The sequence below is a fragment of the Mesorhizobium sp. RCAM 06353 genome, assembly GCF_059683585.1.
In genome coordinates this window covers 2,352,605-2,374,573 of sequence record NZ_CM185031.1, presented here as the reverse complement: position 1 = coordinate 2,374,573, position 21,969 = coordinate 2,352,605, and the positions used below count along the sequence as shown (strand labels likewise).

The window sequence follows — 21,969 nt, the reverse complement described above, 5'->3', positions numbered from 1 at the left end:
TCGTGCCGGCCGCAAGGCCCGGCCTGGGTGCAGCCATGAGCAGCGTCGGCGCTGGTTTCAGGCTCGCACGGGCCGGCTGGGTGCTGGTGCGCGAGGGCGTCATCGCCGCCCTGCCGGGCGAGGAACTGTCCGGCCTGCCGAAATTCGGCTGGCGGCTGGCGCGGCTGTTCACCCGCCGCCGTGCGCTGGCCTATGAGCGCAGCGACCGGCTGGCCAAGGCGGTGGTCCGGCTCGGCCCGTCCTATGTCAAGCTCGGCCAGTTCCTGGCGACGCGGCCCGACGTCGTCGGCAATGACATGGCGCTCGACCTCGCCATGCTGCAGGACAAGATGCACACCTTCCCGAAGGCCGAGGCGGTCGCCGCCATCGAAGCCTCGCTCGGGCGCAAGGTGGGCGATCTCTACGCAGAGTTCGGCGACCCGGTCGCCGCAGCCTCGATCGCCCAGGTCCATGCCGCCGAAACCATCCATGACGGCGTTGCCACCAAGGTCGCAGTCAAGGTGATCCGGCCAGGCGTGCGCCGCCGCTTCTTCCAGGATCTCGAAAGCTATTTCCTCGCCGCCCGCCTGCAGGAGAAATATATCCCCTCGTCGCGCCGGCTGCGGCCTGTCGAGGTGACCGAGACGCTGGCGCAGACCACCAAGATCGAGATGGACCTGCGCCTCGAGGCGGCGGCCCTGTCGGAACTCGGCGAGAACACCCGGGATGATCCAGGCTTTCGCGTGCCTTACGTCGACTGGGAACGCACCGGCCGTGACGTGTTGACCATGGAATGGGTCGACGGCGTCAAGATGAACAACATTGCGGGCCTCGAAGCCGCCGGCCATGATTTGAAGGCGATCGCCGCCAATCTCATCCAGTCGTTCCTGCGCCACACGCTGCGCGACGGCTTCTTCCATGCCGACATGCATCCCGGCAATTTGTTCGTCGAGGCCAACGGCACCATCGTTGCCGTCGATCTCGGCATTGCCGGCAGGCTCGGCAAGAAGGAGCGCCGTTTTCTCGCCGAAATCCTCTACGGTTTCATCACGCGCGACTATCTGCGCGTCGCCGAAGTGCATTTCGAGGCCGGCTATGTGCCGCGCCAGCACAATGTCGCGGCCTTTGCGCAAGCGATCCGCGCCATCGGCGAGCCGATCCATGGCCAGCCGGCCGAAACCATTTCCATGGCCAAGCTGCTGACGCTGCTGTTCGAGGTGACCGAACTCTTCGACATGGCGACAAGACCGGAACTGATCCTGCTGCAGAAAACCATGGTGGTGGTCGAGGGCGTTGCGCGCACGCTCGATCCGGCCTTCAACATGTGGAAGACGGCCGAGCCGGTGGTCGGCGGCTGGATTGCCGGCAACCTTGGCCCGCGTGGCATGATGATCGATGCGCGCGACGGCGCCAAGGCGCTGCTGACGCTGGCCCGCCAGATACCCGAACTTGCGGCGCGCACCGACCGGCTGTCGCGCGAAATCGACCTGATGGCCGAGCACGGGCTGCGCTTCGACGACACCACTGCCCGCGCCATCGGCAAGGCCGAGGCGCGCTACAGCCGCTCCGGCCGCGTGGCGCTGTGGGTGATCGCGCTGACGCTGATTTATATCGCCTGGAAGATCATCTAGCGCCCGGCCACAGCGGAATCCGGCTCGTCACCTTGCAGCAATATGATTGCATTGCTATCATTGCCATCGGATAGGATGAGCAGAGTGCAATCACATGGCAAGCATCACGATCCGCAACCTCGACGATGAGGTCAAGGAACTGCTGCGCCGATTGGCGGCGGAGAACAACCGCTCGATGGAAGAACAGGCGCGGGTGATGATCCGGGCCGCAGTCGACGGTCAGATCGAGCCAGGCCGCATCGACCAGATCGAAAAGACTCTCCGCGATCTGACGACCGCGCACGGTACAGTAACTCCTGTTGCGGCCCCCGCAGGCAAGATCCTTCCGCGCGGCAGCCTCTCCGGCAAGCGCCTCCTGCTCATCATCGGCGGTGGCATCGCCGCCTACAAGGCGCTCGACCTGATCCGCCGGCTGCGCGAGCGCGGTGCCGCGGTGCGCGTGGTGATGACATCAGCGGCACAGGAATTCGTCACCACGCTCTCGGTAGGCGCGCTCTCGGCCGATCATGTCTTCACCGAATTGTTCGACCGCAATGACGAGCATGACGTCGGCCACATCAGGCTGTCGCGCGAGGCCGACCTTCTGCTGGTCGCTCCCGCCACGGCCGATCTGATGGCCAAGCTCGCCAACGGCCATGCCAACGATCTTGCCTCGACCGTGCTCATCGCCACCGACAAGCCGGTTTTGATGGCGCCGGCGATGAACCCCAGAATGTGGGCGCATCCGGCCACCCGCCGTAACCGCGCGACATTGGGCAAGGACGGCGTCGCCTTCATCGGTCCGGCCAAAGGCGAGATGGCCGAAAGCAATGAGGCCGGCGAAGGCCGCATGGCCGAGCCGCTGGAGATCGTTGCCGCGATCGAAGCGCTGCTCGATGCCGGCCCAAAGCCACTCACGGGGCGCAAGATCATCGTCACCTCCGGCCCGACGCATGAGCCGATCGACCCGGTGCGTTACATCGCCAACCGCTCGTCCGGCAAGCAGGGCCACGCCATCGCCGCTGCGCTGGCCAGGCTCGGCGCCGATGTGCGCCTCGTCTCGGGTCCCGTAAGCATTGCCGACCCGGCCGGTGTGAAGACCATCCATGTCGAGCGCGCGCAGGAGATGCGCGATGCGGTCGAACAGCTTCTACCCGCCGACGCCGCCGTGTTCGTCGCCGCCGTCGCCGATTGGCGCAGCGAGAATTCGGCCGGTGAGAAGATCAAGAAAGTGGCGGGTGAAGGCCCGCCGGTGCTGCGCATGGTCGAGAATCCCGACATCCTTGCCAGCGTCGGCCATCACAGCCAGCGGCCCGGCCTGGTCATCGGTTTCGCCGCCGAGACGCAGGATCTTTTGCGCAATGCCGAGGCCAAGCTCACGAAGAAAGGCGCCGATTTCATCGTCGCCAACGATGTGTCACACGATAGCGGCATCGGCCCTTCAGGGGTGATGGGCGGTGATCGCAACCGGGTGCGGATCGTGTCGAAGACCGGCGTCGAGGAATGGCCCGAAATGACCAAGGACGAGGTGGCGGCGCGGCTCGCCGCCATCATTGCCGAGCGGTTGAAGACGATCGTTGTTTGACGTGTTGGCAGGAAAACCCTTCAGCAAACACCCTGTTGCTGCCGATGAATCTCAGCCGTCAGTTGGACAAAAGCTCCGCTGTGCGGGCGAGTGCGCCGCCAAAACCGTTGAGCGGAATGGAAAAGCTCACCGCTTGCCCGGTATCGGCCGCGAAGGCATCGATCTTCAGCGTGGTGCCGTTTTTGAGCAGCGGCGTGACATTGGCATCGAACGCCACCGGCACCAGGCAGCCGACCACCTGGCAGGTGTTGAACGCCAGGCTACCGTCGAGCTTCTGGTCGTCGATGGTGAGGGTAACGCCCTTGGCCAGCGCCAGGCCAAACGGCAAGGCAAGGGTCCCGGTCGCGTCGTCGCCGGACTTGCTCGACAACTCGATCGCCAGCAGCCGCTGGTTGCTTTGCTTGTTGAACTGCTGATGCGACAGGCTGCAGACCTTGTTCGTGCCCGATATCTGGCAATTGACCGTCCAGTCGCCATGGGTTTCGGACAGAGCCGATGCACCCCCGGGCAGTTGCGGCGCATCAGCGGCGGGCGCGGGCGTCGCCGCCACCTTGTCGCCCTTGGTCTGCGCGGCCATGGCCGGCAGCCCGACAATGCAGGCCGCACCCAACATCGCGGCGAAATACGCGTATTTCCTCATCAAGACCTCTCCCGCCCGGCTCCGTCTTGAGCCAGCCTAGAAACTGACCTTGAAAGACGCGCTGACTGCATTCTGTTTGACCGTTTCCCCGAAGGCGCCGTTATACCTGACGGACATGCCGACGCCCATTGACGCCGTTCAGTTCGAGGCCGGCCCCGACCCGATAGAGCGGCGAATCGATCGCTTCCGTCAAGTGCAATGCTGGGTTGCCGGGCAGATTCTCCGCCGCCGCGAAGCGGCCTTTATTGGGGTAACTCCACCTGGCCTTCATGGCGCGAATGCCGCAGTGTCGCCGGGCGCGATGTCCATGCCAATCTCAAACGTTGGCGTCGTCGACAATCCGCGGTCGCGGTCGGATGGCCAGCAGAGGCGTGATCGATTTCAACGCGCCCGATGGGCCGGCCATGGCATCGCCGGGCGAACGCCCTATATATGCCGGATGAACAGGATTTTTCGCGGGAATGGGCGGATGTCGGAACGTCGACCATCGGTGAAACTTGCATCGGTGCTGCTGGCCGCGGTTTGCGTGGCCGGTCTTGCGCTGCACGCTTCCGCGCAGGTGCTCAATCCCGCGGGCAAAAGTAACGCGTTGATCCAGCAGAACGAGCTGCAGACCTTGCAGAACCGGGTGCAGCGGCAGCAATTTCAGCAGCAGCAACAACAGTATCGCGCCCAGGACCGCGTGATCGTCCAGCAGCCGCCGCCGGTGGTGCCGCAGGTCAGGTCGAGCTGCCAGACGCAGATAATCGGCAACACTGCTGTGAGCACCTGTCGCTGACAGGTGGACCACTCTTTTAATTAGCCGACTTACATGATAGGGGCCTTCTAGTGCCCCTGCGGCAGTTTGGGTTTTGCAAAGGCGCCGCATCACGCTATGGGCACTTGCACCGACTGGATTGTTACGAATGGCAGCCACCAAGAAAAAGGCCGTGCGCAAGGCCAAGAAAGGCGAGCGGATCCGTCAGGTCGCGGCGATCCCCTTTCGGCGGAACGCGCATGGCGACATCGAGGTGATGCTGGTCACGTCGCGGACGACACAGCGCTTCATCGTCCCCAAGGGGTGGCCGATGAAAGGCAAGAGCGGCCGCAAGGCAGCCACCATCGAGGCGATGGAAGAAGCCGGCGTGCTCGGCAAGACATTGAAGCAACCAGCGGGCACTTATTCCTATTGGAAACGGCTGGCCAACAACTTCATTCGGGTCGACGTCATCGTCTATCTGCTCGAGGTCACCGAGGAACTGGCCAGTTGGCAGGAAGCCAAACGGCGGCAGCGGGCCTGGCTGGCGCCGGCCGATGCAGCGACGCTGATCGACGAGCCGGACCTTTCGACGCTGGTGGCAACCTTGACCATTCCCGGACCTGCGCCGCTCGAAGCCGGCTGAGGGCCGTCCTCAGTCGCTCTTACCGCCGTCTTCGGGGAAAGGGCGTACCGGTGTGCCGGTATAGGCCCACAGCCATTCGCGCGGCAGCGGTCCCTTGTTGCGTTCGCTCTGCTGCGACTGCTCCCAGGCATGCGCCAGAATGCCGACAGAGCGCGACAGCACGAAGAGCCCGCGTGTCAGCGGCGGCGGGAAGCCGAGTTCTCCGTAGATGACGGCCGTGGCGCCATCGATGTTGAGCGGGATCTTCTTGCCTTTGCGCCGCCCGACATCCGCCTCGATCGCTTCGGCGATATCGGCGAACCGTCCATTGACGACGCCCCGCGCGGCAAATTCGCGCGTCAGTTCCAACAGCCGTGGCGCGCGCGGGTCGACCGGATGAAAGCGGTGGCCGAGTCCCGGCACATAACCCTTTTCCTCGGCGAAGAACCTGTCGAGCCTCGCGGAAACCGCGTCATCCAGTGCCGTTCCGCCATCGAGCGCCACGGCGATATCGCCGTAGAAAGACAGCGCCTGTTCGCCGGCACCGCCATGCACATCGCCGAGCACATTGATGGCCGAGGCCATGGCGCTGTTGATGCCGACGCCGCAGGTTGCCGCCATGCGGGCAATGGCGATCGACGGCGCCTGCGGTCCGTGGTCGACGGCCGCGCCGAGCGCAATGCCGAGTAACGCCGCCTGGTCCTCGTTGGGCAGTTCGCCACGCAGCATCAGCCAGATCATCGCCGGGAAGCTGACGCGGCCGATCAGGTCCTGGATCTCATAGCCGCGCAGCCGGATGACGCCAGGGCTCATCTCGATGATGCCGGTCTGCCACCATTCCTCGCCGCGTTCACGGCCAGTTTTCTTCTGTCTATCGCTCATGCTCGCGCCTTTGTCTTGCCGCGTGGCGGCAGGTGGGCGAAAATCTCGTCCATATGCTCGCCAAGTGCCGGCGGTGGCTTTGTCGGCAACGGCGCTTCACCATCGACCATGAAGCCGCCGCGCAGAACGGTCAGCGGCCTGTCCATCCCAGCCACATCGTCAAAATTCGCGGTCACCTGGCGTTCGAGCACTTGCGGCTCGGCAAGCACTTGCGGGATCGTCAGCACCCGGCCGGCGGGGACACCGGCGCGATTGAAGATTTCTTCCCAGGCCGCCGCCGAGGCACCCGCCAGAGCCTCCTCGATCTCGGCTTTCAGCGCCGCGCGATTGCGCTTGCGTGTCTCGCGCTCGGCAAAGCGCACGTCCGACGCCAGTTCCGTTCGCCCGATCAGCCGGCACAGCGTCACGAACTGCTCCTGCTTGTTGGCGGCGATGTTGAGCAGGCCGTCGCCGGTACGGAAGGCGCCGGAGGGCGCCGCCGTCATGTTCTCATTGCCCATCGGCTTGGGATCGACCCCTGCCGTCAGGTAGTTGGAGACCGGCCAGCCAAGCGCGGAAAGCGTGCATTCGAGCATCGAGACGTCGAGAAAGGCACCCTCGCCTGAGGTCTTCTGCCTGACCAGCGCCGCCGCAATACTGAACGCGCCGACCAGTCCGCCCAGCGTATCCGCAACGGGATAGCCGACGCGCAGCGGCGCTGTCTCCGGCGTGCCGGTGATGCTCATGATACCGGAAAGTCCCTGGATGATCTGGTCATAGGCGGGATTGTCGCGCATCGGCCCGGTCTGGCCGAAACCCGATATCGCGCAATAGACGAGGCCGGGGCGGACCGCCTTCAGCGCTTCATAGCCAAGGCCGAGCCGATCCATTACGCCGGGACGGAAATTCTCCACCAGCGCATCGGCACTGGCGACCAGGTCGAGGAAGCGCTCGCGATCCGCTTCTGTCTTCAGGTCGAGCACCACAGATCGTTTGCCGGCGTTCTGTGCCAGGAACGAGGCGCCCATGCCGGCTTGGTTGAGCTTTGGCGAACCGCCGAGCTGGCGCGCCAGGTCGCCGCCTTGCGGCCCTTCGACCTTGATCACGTCGGCCCCGAGCAGTGCCAGCTGATAGGCGCAATAAGGCCCGGCCAGGACATTGGTCAGGTCGAGGACGCGGATACCGGAAAGCAGGTCTGTCATATCGCTTCTGATCGGTCAGGCATCGCCCGGCACATGCTCCGGTCCGCGCCGCCGGCGATGCTCGATGAAGGCCCAGATATGCGGCCCGGCGAGCCCGATGAAGGCGAGCGTCAGCAGTGTCAGCGACAGTTTGTGCGTATAAAACACCGACCAGTCGCCATTCGAGATGGTCATTGCCCGGCGGAACTGGGTTTCGGCGAGCGGCCCCAGGATCATGCCGATGATGACAGGCGCGGTCGGGAAATCGAAGCGCCGCATCAGGAAGCCGGCTGCCCCCAGCAGATAGAGGATGACGAGGTCGATGGGCGACTGCGAGATGCCATAGGTGCCGACAGTCGCGAACACCAGGATGCCGGCATAGAGCTGCGGCGCCGGGATCTTCAAAAGCCGCACCCACAGCCCGATCAGCGGCAGGTTGAGGATGACGAGGATGACATTGGCGATGAACAGGCTGGCGATCAGGCCCCAGACCAGATCGGCCTGCGTCGTCAAAAGCAGCGGCCCGGGATTGATGCCGTAGCTCTGGAACGCCGACAGCATGATCGCCGCCGTCGCCGAGGTCGGCAGGCCGAGCGTCAGCATCGGCACCAGCACGCCGGCGGCCGACGCATTGTTGGCGGCCTCGGGACCGGCAACGCCCTCGATGGCGCCGACCGTGCCGAATTCCTCCTTGTGCTTCGACAGCTTCTTTTCGATGGCATAGGACAGGAAGGTCGGGATTTCGGCGCCGCCGGCCGGCATGGCGCCGATCGGGAAGCCGATCGCCGCCCCGCGCAGCCAGGCCTTCCATGAGCGGCCCCATTCGGCGGCGGTCATGTAGAGCGAACCCTTCAGCGGCACGATCTCGTCCTTGCCGGCATAGCGGCGCGAGGCCATGTAGAGCGTCTCGCCGACGGCGAACAGGCCGACGGCGGCGATGATGACGTCGACGCCGTCGAGCAGTTCGGTCGAGCCGAAGGTGAAACGTGGCTGCCCGGTCTGCAGGTCGACACCGATCATGCCGATGACGAAGCCGGCAAACAGGCTGGTTAGCCCACGCACCGAGGACGAGCCGAGCACAGCCGAAACGGTGATGAAGGCCAGCACCATCAGCGAGAAATACTCGGCCGGGCCGAAGGCCAGCGCGAACTTGACCACCACCGGCGCCAGGAAGGCGACGCCTAGCGTGCCGAGCGTCCCGGCAACGAAGGAGCCGATGGCAGAGGTGGCAAGGGCCGCACCGCCGCGGCCGGACCGGGCCATCTTGTTGCCTTCCAGCGCGGTGACGATGGTGGCGCTTTCGCCTGGCGTGTTGAGCAGGATCGACGTCGTCGAGCCGCCATACATGGCGCCGTAATAGATGCCGGCAAACAGGATGAAAGACGCTTCCGGCGCCACCTGATAGGTGATCGGCAGAAGCAGCGCGATGGTCAGCGCCGGCCCGAGACCGGGAAGCACGCCGATGGCGGTGCCAAGCGTGGTGCCGAGCAGGCACCACATCAGGTTCATCGGCGTGAAGGCGACCGAAAAGCCGTGGGCGAGATGGCCAAGCGTGTCCATGGCGTCAGCCTCCAAACGCGCCGATGATCGCATCGATCACCGTGTTCAGCTGGTTCTCGATAAAACCGGCGCCGATGTTGACGCCCAGCGCCCTGGCGAAGCCGAAATAGGCGGCCAGTGCCAGGATGAGGCCGGTAAGCGCATCACGCAGCGTACGCTTGCTGCCGAAGCCATAGCAGACGAGGACGAACATGATGACCGACGCCGCTGTGAAGCCGAGCGGCCGGATGAGCAGCAGGTTGGCCAGAAGGCCGATGACGACGAAGCCCATCGCCGTCCAGTCGGTCGGCGTTTCCTTTTCCTCCTCGGGCTGCCAACCGCCGCGAAACGCGGCGAGGATGAGCAGCAGGGACAGCACCACCAGGCCGACCATGGTGAGATAGGGGAAGACGGTCGGGCCGACCTTGGAATAGAGCGGCGACACAGGGATCGCCAGCGTCTGCCAGGCCACCGCGCCGGCACAGGCCAGAAGGCCGATGCCAACAAGCAATTCCGGCACGGCAAGGCGCGAGGGCGCCGCCGGCTGGTTGATGGTGCTCATGAATATCCTCCCCAGGATTACGGGCCAACACGGCTGTCATCGGCCTTCATGCCGCCAGCCCATGACCGATTCCATCTCCGATGCGATCAACGGACTTGAGAAAAATGGGGGACGGCTCGCGCCGTCCCCCTGGGGAAAATCAGGCGAGGCCGAGATCCTTGAGGATGGCTTCGATACGCGCCGAATCCTCGGCGACGAATTTCGCGTAGTCGTCGCCGGTGAGCAGGATGGGCGTCCAGTTGCGGTTCTTGCACTCAGCCGCCCAGGCATCGCTTTTGGCCATGGTCTCGACCAGCGTGATCATCGCCGCCTTGTCGGCGTCGGACACGCCCGGAGGCGCGAAAACGCCACGCCAGTTGAACAGTTCGACATCCACGCCGGCTTCCTTCAGCGTCGGCGCGTCGATGCCGTCCTGGCGCTTGTCGGCCGAGATGGCGAGCAGCCTCAGAGCGCCCGCCTTGATCTGCTCGGAGAATTCGCCAAAGCCGGAGATGCCAGCCGCCACCTGGTTGCCGAGCAGCGCCGACAACGCCTCGCCGCCGCCGGCGAACGGCACATAGGAAAGGCTGGTCGCCGGAACGCCGACCGTCTTGGCGATCAGGCCAAACAGGATGTGGTCGGAGCCACCGGCGGAACCGCCGGCGACGGGGACCTTCGTCGGATCGGCCTTGAGCGCGGCGACGAAATCGGCGGCGGTCTTGAATGGCGACTCCGCCGGCACCACCAAGGCCTCGAACTCACCGGTGAGGCGGGCGATCGGCGTGACCTGCGTCAGATTGTTGGCCGCCTTGTTGGCGATGATGGCGCCGACCATGACCATGCCGGCAACCATCAGTGAATTGCCCTTGCCATTCCACTGGCTGATGAACTGCGGCAGCCCGACCGTGCCGCCGGCGCCGCCGACATTGGTGATCTGCGAGCCGGAGATCAGCTTCTCTGAGCGCAGCACCTGATCCATCGTGCGCCCTGTCTGGTCCCAGCCGCCGCCGGGTGCCGCCGGCACGAAAATCTGGATCTGCGGTGCGCCTTCAGCGAAAGCGGGCGTGAAATGAAGTCCTGCAAGGCCGGCAGCGCCCGCCGCCGCCGTGCTCATCAAAAATCTGCGTCTGTTCAGCATGGGATTCCTCCAGATCACGACACCTCCTCCGGTGCCTGCCAAACGCGCCTGCATTCACAGACCCGTGATCGAGTTCAAGCAGATGTTACCGAGTTCTGTCAACGGGAACGATATTCTGCTGGACAGAACGGTCCAGTGGCGCGACAGACTGGCTCCGCTCGGGCTTCTCCGAACTGGGAATTGCGATGGACTTACGAAGCAGATCGACTGACGCAGAAAGCCGGCGCCCGTCCGCCGAAGGTGTTGCAGCGCTTGATCGGGCGATCGCCATCCTCGATGCCTTCACCACGGCCGAACGCTCGCTCAGCCTGGCCGAAATCGCGGCGCGTACCGGCCTCTACAAGAGCACGATCCTGCGGCTGGCGAATTCGCTGCTGCGCGGGCAACTGCTGGAGCGCCTGGAGGATGGACGCTACCGGGTCGGGCCCGCCGCCTTTCGGCTCGGCGCGCTCTATCAGCGTTCGGTCGTGGCGGTCGATATCCTGTTGCCTATCATGCGCGACCTTTCCGAGCACAGTTGGGAGAGTGTTGCCTTCTATGTTCGTTCGGGCGACGTCCGCACCTGCCTTTATCGTGTCGAATCCAAGCATCCGATCCGCTACACCATACGCGAGGGCGACGTATTGCCTTTGCTGGTCGGCTCGGGCGGACGCGTGCTCGCAGCGTTTTCCGGCCAGCCGGGCGAACCCTACGAGACCATCCGCAGGACCTGCAACTGCCTCGCCGTCGGTGACCGCGACCCAGACACGGCAGGCGTCTCGGCGCCGGTATTCGGGCCGGGACGCGTGCTGCTTGGCGCCTTGACGCTGGCTGGTCCGAGCTCACGCGTCGACGCTGCCTTCCTCCAGCGCATGAAACGTCCGTTGCTCGAGGCGGCGGCTCGCGCCACGCGTGCCTTCGGCGAGGATGCCTCCATGCTGGAACAGGCGAGCCTTGTGGCGGAGGCTCTGGCCTAGTTCCCGCGGTTGCGACTCGGAAAGGCTCGATACGTTTCAAATACAAATTGAACAAACTTGAAGCGATTGCTTGACGCCGCGTAATATTAGGCGCGGGCGGCAAGAATCGGTTTCCTAGAAAAAGGGAATTATTTATTCGCTGTTAAGCCCACCCGTGGTAACCGGATTGTTGTCGCCATCTGAGCGACATGAGGGAAGAACAGCGTCTTATACCGACGGATGAAACAGTCGGACGGACGCGCTGACAGGATCATGGCAAGTCCATGCAAGTTCGATGAAGCTGTCATCGATGCACGCCAGCCCCCGTCTTCTCGGGTTGGTCTGGCCCTTCATTGCCGTCGTCCTCATCCAGGCGCTGGTCGCCAGCCTAAGCCTCTACACCCTGTCGGCGGTTCGCGCCTATGTCGGCGGCGAAAGCCAATGGTCCAAGGGGCAAAAACACGCCATCTATTTCCTCAGCCTCTATGCGGACACCGGCAAGGAGGAGTTCTTCAGCGAGTATCGTGCAGCGATCGCCGTTCCTCTGGCCGACCGCTCGGCCCGCTTGGCACTTGAGCAGCCCGAGCCCGACACTGAAGCTGCGCGCGCCGGCTTCCTGCAAGGCAGAAACCACCCGGACGACGTTGCCGGAATGATCTGGCTGTTCCAGAATTTCCGCAGCTTCATCTATCTCGACACAGCCATCCGCCACTGGACCGCCGCCGACACGATGATCCTCGCCATCCAGCAGCTCGGCGACGCGATGCACGCGACGTTGAGCAAGGGGCAGGCGTCACCGGCTGAGATCAACGCCTGGAAGACGAATATCCATCAGCTGGATCGTCAGATCAGCCCTCTTTCCAAGGCCTTCTCGGACAGCCTTGGCGAGGGATCGCGCTTCATCCGGATGCTGCTCACCTTTGCCAATCTCGTCACCGCCGCCTTGCTGATCCTGCTTGCCGTGTGGCGCACGCGCAAGCTCCTGGCGCAGCGCCAGGCCTTCCAGCTGGCGCTCAATACCGAGCGCGAGCGCGCCCAGATCACCCTGGCTTCGATCGGCCAGGCCGTGATCAGCACCGGGGCTGACGGACGGCTGGACTATATGAATGCGGTCGCCGAGAAATTGCTGGCATGCCCGTTTAGCGGCGCCAAGGGCAAACCGATCGCTTCGTTGTTCCGGCTGGTGGACAAAGACACCAGCGTTGAAGAACCCCGACTGATTGAATGCCTGCTGGCCGGCGAACCGCGCCGTTCCAGCGCCCGGCCGCAATTGCTACAGCGGCCGGACGGCTCTGTTGTTCCCGTCGCGCTGACCGGCGCGCCGCTGCTCGTTTCCGGTGAAGTCGTCGGTGCGGTGCTCGCCTTCCACGACATGACGCGCGAAGAGGACTATATCGAGCGGCTTTCATGGCAGGCGTCGCATGACGCATTGACCGGGCTCCCCAACCGGCGCGATTTCGAAAGCCGGCTGGAAAGGACGATCGTCGAATTGCAGAGCCAACCCCGTCAGCACGCCTTGATGTATCTCGATCTCGACCAGTTCAAGCTGGTCAACGATACCTGCGGCCATGCCGCTGGCGACCAGTTGCTGCGCCAGATCTCCGCGCTGCTGACCCACGAATTGCGGCCGGGCGACGTGCTGGCCAGGCTGGGCGGCGACGAATTCGGTGTGCTGCTGGTGGACAGTGACTGCGAAACCGCCGCCGACATCGCCGAACGGCTGCGCGCGGCCGTGCAGGACATGCATTTCGCCTGGGATGGCAGACCCTTCAACACCAGCGTCAGCATCGGCATGGTGCAGATCGCCGATGCGCAAGTGACCATCGAGGAAGCGCTGCGGGCCGCCGATGTCGCCTGCTACATGGCCAAGGAAAAGGGCCGCAACCGCGTCCAGATCCACAGCGACGGTGACATGGCCTTGCGCGAGCGCTTCGGCGAGATGGCCTGGGTGCAGCGCCTGCACGCCGCATTGGAGCAAAATCGTTTCAGGCTTCATGCCCAGGAAATCTGGCCGCTCAACGACGACGCCGCCGAGGCGGGAGCGCATATCGAGATCCTGTTGCGGCTGACCGACGAAGACGGCACCTTCGTCACCCCGCAGAGCTTCATTCCCGCAGCCGAGCGTTACGGCCTGATGCCGTCGATCGACCGCTGGGTGGTGCGCAACACCTTCCGCGTCCTGGCCGCACGGCAAGCCGATACGCGCACGCCGCCGATCACGACATGCGCCATCAATCTTTCCGGCGCGACTTTCGGCGACGAGACCTTTCTAGGCTTCCTGCGCGAGCAGTTCCTCATCCATGGCATTTCGCCTGCGATGATCTGCCTGGAGATCACCGAAACCAGCGCCATCGCCAATCTCACCAACGCCATGCGCTTCATTGCCGATCTGCGCGGGCTGGGCTGTCGCTTCGCGCTCGACGATTTCGGCTCCGGCATGTCGTCCTTCGCCTATCTCAAGCACTTGCCGGTCGACTACCTCAAGATCGACGGCAGCTTCGTCAAGGACATGGTGGAGGATCGCATCGACCGCGCCATGGTCGAGATGATCCACCACATCGGCAAGGTCATGGGCAAGCGCACCATCGCCGAGTTCGTCGAAAGCGACGGCATCATCGCCGCCCTGAAGACGATCGGCGTCGACTATGCCCAGGGCTATGGGATCGCCAGACCGAAGCCTTTCGATGCCTCGACGGTGCTGCTTGGCCCGAGCGTCACGCCGGCCGCGGCCGATGCCGCCGATCCGTGGACCGACGTTGCGCGCAAGCTGCGCCGCAAGGCTGGCTAGAACTACGCCCTTGTCGGCGAGACCCGCTAGTTCAGCTTGACCAGAACCACGCGGCGGTTCTTGGCGCGGCCCGCCTCGTCGTCATTGCTGGCGACGGGCGCCATCATGCCGGCACCGGCCGCCGTCAGCCGCGAACCATCGATGCCATATTTCGCCACCAGCGCCGCCTTGACCGCTTGCGCGCGCCGCGACGACAGGTCGAGATTGTAATCGAAGGCACCTTGATTGTCGGTGTGGCCGACGACGATCACGGCCATCTTCGGGTCGCCGGCCAGAAGTTTCGAAATCTCCTTCAGCGTCGGTTCCGACTCCGGCTTGATGGCGGCCTTGTCGGTGTCGAAGAAGATGCCGTAGAGCGAAATGCTGCCGGTGGCGGAGAGCGAATCCGCCATCTTGGCGGCCTCCACGATCACCATCTTCTTGTCACGCGCCTTGGGTTCCAGCACCTGGACAACGGCGACGGTGCGGCCGTTGAGCGCCTTGCAATAGAGATCGTCGGTCAGCGAATAGGTCTGCACCGTGACATAGGCGTCGCCGCCATCCTGCGGCACCTTGGCCGAGAAATAGCGCTGGTCGTTGATGCCGGTGGCCAGCGCGCAAGCGCCATTGGAGAATGCTGCGTCCTTGAGATCGCTCTCGTGGAAGGAATACATCGTGAGGCTCATGTCGCCGCCGCCACCGCTCGACGAACGGTCGGCAGCCCCACCGCACTCCTCCTTCTTGCACTCGAAGAGGACCTCGCCGCCGGCCGCCTTGATCACATCCTGATAATTGCGCAGAACTTCAAGCGGCGAGCGCTCGGTCGGCAGCACATAGGCGATGCGGGTCAAGGCACCCTCGACCTCGGCCTTCTTGTCGGGTGCGAAGACGCGGTTGTTCATCGCATCACGCGCGTCCGGGTCAGCGCTCGGCTTCAAGGGCGATAGCGGCACACTGAAATCGGTGAAGGCCAATTTCACGTAGGAGACGATGAACGAGCCTTCGTAGCGCTTGGCCAGTTGATTGTCGGCGGCCCCCTCTATATCGGCGGTCGGCACCGTCGCATCGGCGGCCGCGAGCCGCAATGTCAGCGCAAGCACAAGCCCCGCCCAGAAAAACCTCATGACTGTCGTCTTGAATGCATGCATCGATCATCCCCCTCATTTGATGATCGATGCTAACAGAGCGGGTATGTCCAGTCGATGACGCCGCTCAGGGCCGCCGCTCGAGCAGGATGGTCGGGGCATCGTGATAGAGGGTCCGCGTCACCTCGCTGTAGCCGCACTTCCTGGCGACATTCTGTGAAGCCGTATTTTCGGGATCGATGATGCAGACAGTTTTGGTGCGTCCGAAGGTCTCGTCGCCCCAGACGTGCACGCGGCCGACGATCTCCGTGGCAAGGCCGGCACCGTGCACGGCCGGCGCCAGCGCCCATCCCGCCTCGGGAATGCCTTCGATCGACGGTTCCATGTCGCGCTTCAGATCGTGAAACCCCGCCTCGCCGACGAAGCGGCCCGTCGCCTTCTCCTCGATCGCCCAGAAGCCGTAGCCGAGCAGCGACCACAGGCCGGCGTGGCGCAGGAAGCGCATCCAGCTTTCCTCGCGCGTGCGCGGCTTGCCACCGATGAAGCGGGTGACGACCGGGTCGGCCCACATCGTGGCATAGGCGTCGAAATCCTCAATCCGGTGCGCCCGCAGGATGGTTCGCTGCGTCTCGATGACGGGGGCGACGGTCACTTGGCGGTTGTTCATTGGGACTTGCCTCGCTGATGTTGTCCGCGCTTAGCAAATCGCCCCTGCGGTGCAAGGGCCAGCAGAAGATGCGCCATCATCCAGAGCCGCAATGTACAATGTTCTCCAGTGAGAAATCCGTTCGACGATGTTATCTTCCCGGCAGGCTCATTCAGCATCTCGCGACGCGCCTTTTTCAGGCGCGGCAGGTGCTCAAACCCAAGGGAAGAAGCATGGACACGACCGACCTTGTGCTTGCCATTGTCCATCATCTGCTGGTGTTTTCCCTGGCAGGGATCATCGGCGCCGAATTCGTACTGATCCGCGGCGACCTGCCAGCCGTGACGCTCAAGCGGCTCGCCGGCATTGACCGTCACTATGGCATCATCGCCGCGCTGATCATCATCGTCGGCATCGGCCGTGTCGTCTGGGGCCTCAAGGGCTGGGAGTTCTACGTCTACAACTGGGTATTCTGGGCCAAGATGGCGGCGTTCGGCATTGTCGGCCTGCTGTCGATCATCCCGACCGTGCGCTTCATTTCCTGGAACCGGCAGGCCAATGCCAATCCCTCCTTCACTGTACCCGCGAGCGAACTGGCCTCGGTGAAGACCTATATCCGCACTGAAGCCTTCGTCTTCCTGCTGATCCCGGTCTTCGCGGCGGCGATGGCGCGTGGTTACGGCACCTGATCTTCAGCACCCACCGTCACAAGCGGGGCGATCTCGACCAGCGGCGCTGGAACGCTGGTCGTCTTCTCCCCGGCCTTACAGATGTCGGCGATGACGCAGGCCGGACAATCCGGCTTGCGCGCCTTGCAGACATAGCGGCCATGCAAGATCAGCCAGTGATGCGCGTGGCGCATATATTCGTCCGGGATGATCCTCAGCAGTCCCTGCTCGACCTGTTCAGGCGTCTTGCCGGGTGCCAGCCCAAGCCGGTTACCGATGCGGAAAATATGCGTGTCGACCGCCATCGTGTGCTGGCCGAAAGCCATGTTGAGCACGACATTGGCGGTCTTGCGCCCGACTCCGGGCAACTTCACCAGTTCATCACGATCATTGGGCACCTCGCCGCCATGGTCACGGATCAGCGCCTCAGATAACGCGACCACGTTCTTGGCCTTGTTGCGCCACAGCCCGATGGTCCTGATGTAGTCGCCGACCTTGGCCTCGCCCAGCGCCAACATCTTCTGCGGCGTATCGGCGACCTTGAACAGCGCCCGCGTCGCCTTGTTGACGCCGGCATCGGTCGCTTGCGCCGAAAGCACCACCGCCACCAGCAGCGTGAAAGCGTTGACATGTTCGAGCTCGCCCTTCGGCTCCGGCCGCTGCACGGAAAAGCGCCGGAAAATCTCGTGCACTTCGGCCGAACTGTAGCGCGAAGTCCGCCGCACCGGCCGTGGGCGCGGCTTGGCATTCGAACCATCGCGTCGTCCGGGCGGCTGCTCTTTTTCGGGCATGGAAGAATCTTTGGACTTGGGGCTCGCCATTTCCCTCCTATAATATCCTGTCATGAGCGATACAAACGCCTCGTTTCAGGCTGACGAGCCCTTCTTTCACGCATTGCTGACCCCACACCGCTCGCTGGGCAGGACGGGCTTCCTGGTCTTGATGGGCGCGCTGCTGTTCGGCTGGTTGGTGACCGGCGCGTTTTTCCTGTCGCGTGGCGCCTGGCCGGTGTTCGGCTTCTTCGGCCTCGACGTGGTCGCCGTCTACATCGCTTTCCGTGCCAACTATCGCGCCGCCCGCGCCCGCGAGGAAGTGTCGGTCTCCCGCACCAGCCTCGACATCCGCAAGACGGCCCCTTCGGGGAAATCGGAAGCGCACCGCTTCAACCCGTTCTGGACGCGATTTTCGGTCGCCCGTCACGCCGAGATCGGCATCACCAAAATGACGGTGGAAGGACAAGGCCAGAACGTGCCGATCGGCGGCTTTCTCGATCCCGAGTCCCGCGAGAGCTTTGCCACCGCCTTTTCGCGGGCGCTGGCCACCGCCAAGGCGCGTTGAAAGCAGTTCCAGGAAAAGTGTGAAGCGGTTTTCCCGGGAAAAGCGCGCAGCGCTTTCCCTGGGGGATTGCGGCAAACAAAATGCTCTAGAAACGATACCGCAACAGTCTGCCGACCTTACGCAGCGCCGGAATGTGTTTCCAAAGGCGCACGAACAGTTTGGCGGACCAACCCATGCGGGCGGCGTGTTCCGGCTTGTAGGCGGAAATATCCTCGACGAAGCGCAGCTTTGGAACCGCCAGTTCCAGTTCGTGCGGATCGTCGATCGCCCAGTGGACCTCGGCGCCCGTCGCCTTGATGGTCGGATTGAGCCGAAGCAGCGTCAATCCGAAACGGCTGTAGGCGTCGAACATCAGCTCGCCGCCGGCAAGATGCGAGACAAGCCGCGAAACCAGGCGCAGCCCTTCGTCTGCGGGCAGATAGGGCGTCAGCCCCTCCGCCACCACGATGACCGGGCGGTTACGGGGCACTCCGGCCAGCCAGCCGGGCTCGGTCACCGACGAAGCGATGAGGTGGTAATGGTCGCGGGACGGGTAGAGCCTGCGCCTGAGCTCGATGACTTCGGGATAGTCGACATCGAACCAGTCCACGCCTGGCAGCGGATCGACTCGGAAGATGCGCGTGTCGAGCCCGCAACCCAGATGCAGCACGATGGCGCCGGGATTTCTGGCCAGGAAATCCTCAACACGAACGTCCAGTGTCTTGGCCCGGATCGCCAGGCCAATGCCGAGACTCTCGTCGACCTTAAGCCTCGCAAAATCATAGTCGATCTTGCGTACCGCCTCGTCGGCGAAGTGATCCCCAAGCAGCGAATGTGGCAGCCGGCTCTCCAGCGCCTTGCCGTAGAGCGTCATCAGCAGGGTTTCCTTTGCCCCGGTCAGATGCACTTTCTCGCCAGCCATGAGCGACTCCTGGGCTCGCAACCGGAGTCTATCTGGGCATGCGCGGCAAGAAGGCAAGTTTCGGGTGGCGAACGGCGCCCCAAGGGGCGATATTCCTGGCCAAGGAGACAGTTCGATGAGCACACAGACAGCAGTCCTCAAAAAGGACATCACGCCGCAAGGCAGCGACTACGAGATCGTGCGCCGCGCCATCGAGAAGATCAGCCTCGACTATCGCGACCAGCCTTCGCTGGAAGAACTGGCCGAAGAGGTCGGTGAAACCCCGACCGGCCTGCAAAAGCTCTTTACCCGCTGGGCCGGCCTGTCGCCCAAGGCCTTCCTGCAAGCGGTGACGCTCGACCACGCCCGCCGGCTGCTCGATTCCGGCATGCCCTTGCTTGAAACCTCGTTCGAACTGGGCATGTCCGGTCCCGGCCGGCTGCATGACCTGTTCGTCACGCATGAGGCGATGTCGCCGGGCGACTACAAGACGCGCGGCGCCGGGCTGACCATCCGCTACGGCTATCACCCCTCGCCGTTCGGCACCGCCCTGATCATGGCCACCGACCGCGGCCTTGCCGGCCTCGCCTTCAGCGATCCCGGCGAGGAACGTGCGTCGTTCGCCGACATGTCCAGCCGCTGGCCAAACGCCATCTATGTCGAGGACATGACTGCCACCGGGCCTTACGCAGCGCGCATCTTCGACCCGACGCTGTGGCGCCCCGACCAGCCGCTGCATGTCGTCATGATCGGCACCGATTTCCAGGTTCGTGTCTGGGAGGCGCTGCTGCAGATTCCGATGGGCAAGGCTCGCACCTATTCCTCGATCGCCGCCAGCATCGGCGCACCAAGCGCCAGCCGCGCGGTCGGTGCCGCCAATGGCGCCAACCCGCTCTCCTTCGTGGTGCCTTGCCACCGCGCCATCGGCAAGTCCGGCGACCTCACCGGCTACCACTGGGGCCTGACCCGCAAGCGCGCCATACTGGGCTGGGAGGCGGGGCAAGTGTCGTCGTGAATATCGATTTTCCGGTTAGTGCCGTATAAATCTACATATCCTTATAAATGAGAAGTATTGATAACAATTCTGTGTAGTTTTTCTTTCTTGCAACCCAGGACAACCCACCGGTTGCGTAACAGGTACTTCAACTAACTATTTTAGTTTACCCTAAATTAACCACGATAAAGCGATGATGACCCATATTAATTCGGGCAATCCGGCTTGATAGGAGGTCTCGATGAGGTTGTTTCGCACTGTCGTCGGTGCAGCCATGCTGGTCGCCTGTATGGACCAAGCGGCGTTGGCCACGACGCAAAATGTCATTTTCAACGGCACGATCACCGCGACCTGTACGCTGGTGGTCGCCACCAACGGCACGATGACGGTGAGCCCTGATCTCCAATCACTGAGCTCGCACAACAGCGGTGGCTCGGCGGGGACGGTCACGCTCACCACCACCGGAGGTGTGTCGCTGAGCGTCGACCCGGTCACCACCACCACAGTGCCGGCCGCCGACACCACGGCCATCACCTGGACGCCAACCTATTCGGCGACCGGTGCCCACACGATCGCGGAGACAGGCTCGGCCACCAGCCTGACCGCCCCCGGTGCCGATCTCGTCACAGTCCACCTCGCCGGCACCAAGGGCGGCAGCAACCGCTTCGCCTCCGGAAACTATCAGGCAACGGTGACGGTGCGCTGCGAATAGCCCTCGGGAAGGAGGCATCCTTGACATTTTCTGGAACCTTGGCGACGGCGCTGGCCGTCGGCCTGATCCCTGTTGCCGCCGCGGCTCAGTCGATGTCGCCGATGCGCGGCGAGGTCAACAGTTTCACTGACGTCTTCGCGGTCCGCGTTTTCCCGGCCAACCCCTACGACCAGAAGATCAAGATCGAAGTCCACGTCTACGATCAGGATTTTCAACCGGTGGAAGCCAAAATCTCTCCCAGTGTCTTCCAGCTGGCTTCGCAGGCTTCCCGTCCCGTCCTTGTCGTCGTGCCCTTCGACGGCGCCCCCGACCGTAAAGTGCGTATCTGTACCGAAAGCATCCCCTTTCCCAATCAGCAGACCCAGATAAAGGCACAGATATGCGGAAAGTTCTTTGGACATCGCAAGTCCTGACGCTGGTACTCGCGGTTGCCGTGGCAAGCGCTGCGCCGGCTCTGGCCCAGGATGTCTACAACCTCAACCAGAATGAGACCGGCTTCAACCTGCCCGGCGTGACCTTGCCCCAGGGCCAGGACGAGGTCCACGCCGCCGACGGCACCACTTGCCGTTCCGCGGTCTCCGGATCGGGCGCCTATCTCGATCTCGGCGTCATCAGGGGCAACAACCAGTCCAACAATGACGTCGCCACCTATGGCCGGGTGGTGATCCCGATCGGCCGGACACCAAAGCGTCTCGACTGCAGCCGGCTCTATGAACTCGAGGTGCAGCGCCTGCAAATGGAACTGAAGCTGTTGAAGATGGGCGTCAATGTCGACGGCGGCACGACGGCAAGCGTTGCCACCACTGCTCCCACGGCCGCATCACCCGGATGGGCCAACGAAGGCTGGAGCCTCAGGACCGGAAATAGCGATGGCAAGAAAAAGAAGAAGAAATAACCGCGCGCTGCTTGCGATGGCGGCATTTGCCGGCTTCTGCCTTCCGGTGCAAGCGGCGATCATCGGCACCTGCACCATCATGGTCGGGGCATCGGGAACAATGACCGCGAATCCCACCATCAGCACACTGGGCTCCAAACAGGCAGGCGGATCGAGCGCCAGCGCCACCGTGGTGGCAAACTCGCTGCTGTGCTCGATACTTAACTTGCTTGACTGTTATTCTGTTTCAGCGCCGGCACCTGCCGCATTCTCGTCCGCGCCGAGCGGCGGCAGCACCAATGTGACCTTCGCCTCGGTCTTCCGCCTCGATGGGTCGGGGGTCGATATCAACGGCAGCGTGCCGCAAAGGGTCGTCAACGGCACCCATCCCATGCAAGTCGATCTCACCGCCACCAAGTCGAGCGGAATCTTTCCCGCCGGCACCTATCAGGGCACCGTCACCGTGCGCTGCGAGTGAGGCGACAAATCAGCTTTTGATATGCACGTGGTCTGGCAAGTCATCGCATGACGCGCTAGCTTCCCGCGCAACCGGGGTGACGGTGCGTCCATACTGATGCACCGGCGCACCTCGCCATCTCGATCCACATTGTGGGTCTTCGATCCAAATCGTGCTT

The 21,969-nt window shown here is 63.5% G+C and carries 23 protein-coding genes; 13 read left to right on the top strand and 10 right to left on the bottom strand.

Going from position 1 to position 21,969, the window contains the following annotated elements; translation table 11 throughout:
- Window positions 1-35 precede the first annotated feature (35 nt).
- Both ubiB and coaBC read left to right on the top strand, forming a co-directional pair.
- Window positions 36-1,610 carry a 2-polyprenylphenol 6-hydroxylase gene (gene ubiB, locus AC56QX_RS11270; RefSeq protein WP_497115945.1) on the top strand — a complete coding sequence of 525 codons (1,575 nt, stop codon included), beginning with the start codon at window positions 36-38 and terminating at the stop codon, window positions 1,608-1,610.
- A gap of 94 nt (window positions 1,611-1,704) precedes the next feature.
- A complete protein-coding gene (gene coaBC / locus AC56QX_RS11265) occupies window positions 1,705-3,174 on the top strand; it encodes a bifunctional phosphopantothenoylcysteine decarboxylase/phosphopantothenate--cysteine ligase CoaBC (protein ID WP_497115943.1) in 1,470 nt (489 codons plus the stop codon).
- Window positions 3,175-3,232: 58 nt separating this feature from the next.
- Here coaBC and AC56QX_RS11260 read toward each other — a convergent pair whose 3' ends face one another.
- Complete coding sequence (locus tag AC56QX_RS11260; protein WP_497115941.1) at window positions 3,233-3,814, bottom strand: invasion associated locus B family protein; 582 nt, start codon at window positions 3,812-3,814, stop codon at window positions 3,233-3,235.
- Between the two features lie 49 nt (window positions 3,815-3,863).
- On the opposite strand from AC56QX_RS11260, the gene AC56QX_RS11255 reads away from it, so the two are divergent.
- On the top strand, window positions 3,864-4,592 hold the full coding sequence (locus tag AC56QX_RS11255; protein WP_497115940.1) for a hypothetical protein: 729 nt from the start codon (window positions 3,864-3,866) through the stop codon (window positions 4,590-4,592).
- 127 nt (window positions 4,593-4,719) lie between these two features.
- Window positions 4,720-5,196 carry an NUDIX hydrolase gene (locus AC56QX_RS11250; protein WP_172224215.1) on the top strand — a complete coding sequence of 159 codons (477 nt, stop codon included), beginning with the start codon at window positions 4,720-4,722 and terminating at the stop codon, window positions 5,194-5,196.
- A 9-nt stretch (window positions 5,197-5,205) separates the two neighbouring features.
- Here the strand turns inward: AC56QX_RS11250 and AC56QX_RS11245 are convergent, their stop codons facing one another.
- The 5 genes from AC56QX_RS11245 to AC56QX_RS11225 form a co-directional block, all read right to left on the bottom strand.
- Window positions 5,206-6,057 (bottom strand): citryl-CoA lyase, encoded by an 852-nt coding sequence (locus AC56QX_RS11245; RefSeq protein WP_497115938.1) that lies wholly within the window; start codon window positions 6,055-6,057, stop codon window positions 5,206-5,208.
- Complete coding sequence (locus tag AC56QX_RS11240) at window positions 6,054-7,238, bottom strand: CaiB/BaiF CoA transferase family protein (protein ID WP_497115936.1); 1,185 nt, start codon at window positions 7,236-7,238, stop codon at window positions 6,054-6,056. Before AC56QX_RS11240 ends, AC56QX_RS11245 begins: the two co-directional genes overlap by 4 nt.
- Window positions 7,239-7,253: 15 nt before the next feature.
- Window positions 7,254-8,777 carry a tripartite tricarboxylate transporter permease gene (locus AC56QX_RS11235; protein WP_497115935.1) on the bottom strand — a complete coding sequence of 508 codons (1,524 nt, stop codon included), beginning with the start codon at window positions 8,775-8,777 and terminating at the stop codon, window positions 7,254-7,256.
- A 4-nt stretch (window positions 8,778-8,781) separates the two neighbouring features.
- Window positions 8,782-9,318, bottom strand: coding sequence for a tripartite tricarboxylate transporter TctB family protein (locus tag AC56QX_RS11230; RefSeq protein ID WP_497115934.1), 537 nt, complete (start codon window positions 9,316-9,318; stop codon window positions 8,782-8,784).
- Window positions 9,319-9,457: 139 nt separating this feature from the next.
- Entirely contained in the window at window positions 9,458-10,435 is a 978-nt protein-coding gene (locus AC56QX_RS11225; protein WP_497115932.1) for a Bug family tripartite tricarboxylate transporter substrate binding protein, read from the bottom strand.
- Between the two features lie 185 nt (window positions 10,436-10,620).
- On the opposite strand from AC56QX_RS11225, the gene AC56QX_RS11220 reads away from it, so the two are divergent.
- Together AC56QX_RS11220 and AC56QX_RS11215 are read left to right on the top strand one after the other, a co-directional pair.
- Entirely contained in the window at window positions 10,621-11,391 is a 771-nt protein-coding gene (locus AC56QX_RS11220) for an IclR family transcriptional regulator (protein ID WP_497115930.1), read from the top strand.
- 274 nt (window positions 11,392-11,665) lie between these two features.
- On the top strand, window positions 11,666-14,158 hold the full coding sequence (locus AC56QX_RS11215; RefSeq protein WP_497115929.1) for an EAL domain-containing protein: 2,493 nt from the start codon (window positions 11,666-11,668) through the stop codon (window positions 14,156-14,158).
- A 26-nt stretch (window positions 14,159-14,184) separates the two neighbouring features.
- On the opposite strand, the gene AC56QX_RS11210 is transcribed toward AC56QX_RS11215, so the two are convergent.
- On the bottom strand, window positions 14,185-15,261 hold the full coding sequence (locus AC56QX_RS11210) for an OmpA family protein (protein ID WP_497115927.1): 1,077 nt from the start codon (window positions 15,259-15,261) through the stop codon (window positions 14,185-14,187).
- 88 nt (window positions 15,262-15,349) lie between these two features.
- The gene (locus AC56QX_RS11205) at window positions 15,350-15,889 is read right to left on the bottom strand and encodes a GNAT family N-acetyltransferase (protein WP_497115925.1); all 540 of its coding nucleotides are present in this window, start codon (window positions 15,887-15,889) and stop codon (window positions 15,350-15,352) included.
- Between the two features lie 212 nt (window positions 15,890-16,101).
- Between AC56QX_RS11205 and AC56QX_RS11200 the strand changes: the two genes are divergently transcribed.
- The gene (locus tag AC56QX_RS11200; RefSeq protein ID WP_497115924.1) at window positions 16,102-16,557 is read left to right on the top strand and encodes a DUF2214 family protein; all 456 of its coding nucleotides are present in this window, start codon (window positions 16,102-16,104) and stop codon (window positions 16,555-16,557) included.
- On the opposite strand, the gene nth is transcribed toward AC56QX_RS11200, so the two are convergent.
- Window positions 16,545-17,357 (bottom strand): endonuclease III, encoded by an 813-nt coding sequence (gene nth / locus AC56QX_RS11195; RefSeq protein ID WP_497115923.1) that lies wholly within the window; start codon window positions 17,355-17,357, stop codon window positions 16,545-16,547. The two genes, AC56QX_RS11200 and nth, sit on opposite strands and share 13 nt — an antisense overlap.
- A gap of 22 nt (window positions 17,358-17,379) precedes the next feature.
- On the opposite strand from nth, the gene AC56QX_RS11190 reads away from it, so the two are divergent.
- Window positions 17,380-17,874, top strand: a complete 495-nt coding sequence (locus AC56QX_RS11190) for a DUF2244 domain-containing protein (protein WP_497115921.1) — start codon at window positions 17,380-17,382, stop codon at window positions 17,872-17,874.
- A gap of 85 nt (window positions 17,875-17,959) precedes the next feature.
- Here AC56QX_RS11190 and AC56QX_RS11185 read toward each other — a convergent pair whose 3' ends face one another.
- The gene (locus AC56QX_RS11185; RefSeq protein WP_497115920.1) at window positions 17,960-18,775 is read right to left on the bottom strand and encodes a class I SAM-dependent methyltransferase; all 816 of its coding nucleotides are present in this window, start codon (window positions 18,773-18,775) and stop codon (window positions 17,960-17,962) included.
- A 115-nt stretch (window positions 18,776-18,890) separates the two neighbouring features.
- Here AC56QX_RS11185 and AC56QX_RS11180 point away from each other — a divergent pair, with 115 nt between their 5' ends.
- From AC56QX_RS11180 to AC56QX_RS11160, 5 genes are all read left to right on the top strand, one after another.
- On the top strand, window positions 18,891-19,769 hold the full coding sequence (locus tag AC56QX_RS11180; RefSeq protein ID WP_202357891.1) for a methylated-DNA--[protein]-cysteine S-methyltransferase: 879 nt from the start codon (window positions 18,891-18,893) through the stop codon (window positions 19,767-19,769).
- A gap of 220 nt (window positions 19,770-19,989) precedes the next feature.
- Window positions 19,990-20,460, top strand: coding sequence for a hypothetical protein (locus AC56QX_RS11175; protein WP_497115918.1), 471 nt, complete (start codon window positions 19,990-19,992; stop codon window positions 20,458-20,460).
- Window positions 20,461-20,552: 92 nt separating this feature from the next.
- Window positions 20,553-20,873: a hypothetical protein gene (locus AC56QX_RS11170; RefSeq protein ID WP_477446876.1), complete on the top strand. Its 321-nt coding sequence runs from the start codon at window positions 20,553-20,555 to the stop codon at window positions 20,871-20,873.
- Window positions 20,840-21,355, top strand: a complete 516-nt coding sequence (locus AC56QX_RS11165) for a hypothetical protein (RefSeq protein WP_497115917.1) — start codon at window positions 20,840-20,842, stop codon at window positions 21,353-21,355. The genes AC56QX_RS11170 and AC56QX_RS11165 overlap by 34 nt, the downstream gene beginning before the upstream one ends.
- Complete coding sequence (locus tag AC56QX_RS11160) at window positions 21,330-21,812, top strand: hypothetical protein (RefSeq protein WP_497115915.1); 483 nt, start codon at window positions 21,330-21,332, stop codon at window positions 21,810-21,812. Before AC56QX_RS11165 ends, AC56QX_RS11160 begins: the two co-directional genes overlap by 26 nt.
- The last annotated feature ends 157 nt before the right edge of the window (window positions 21,813-21,969 follow it).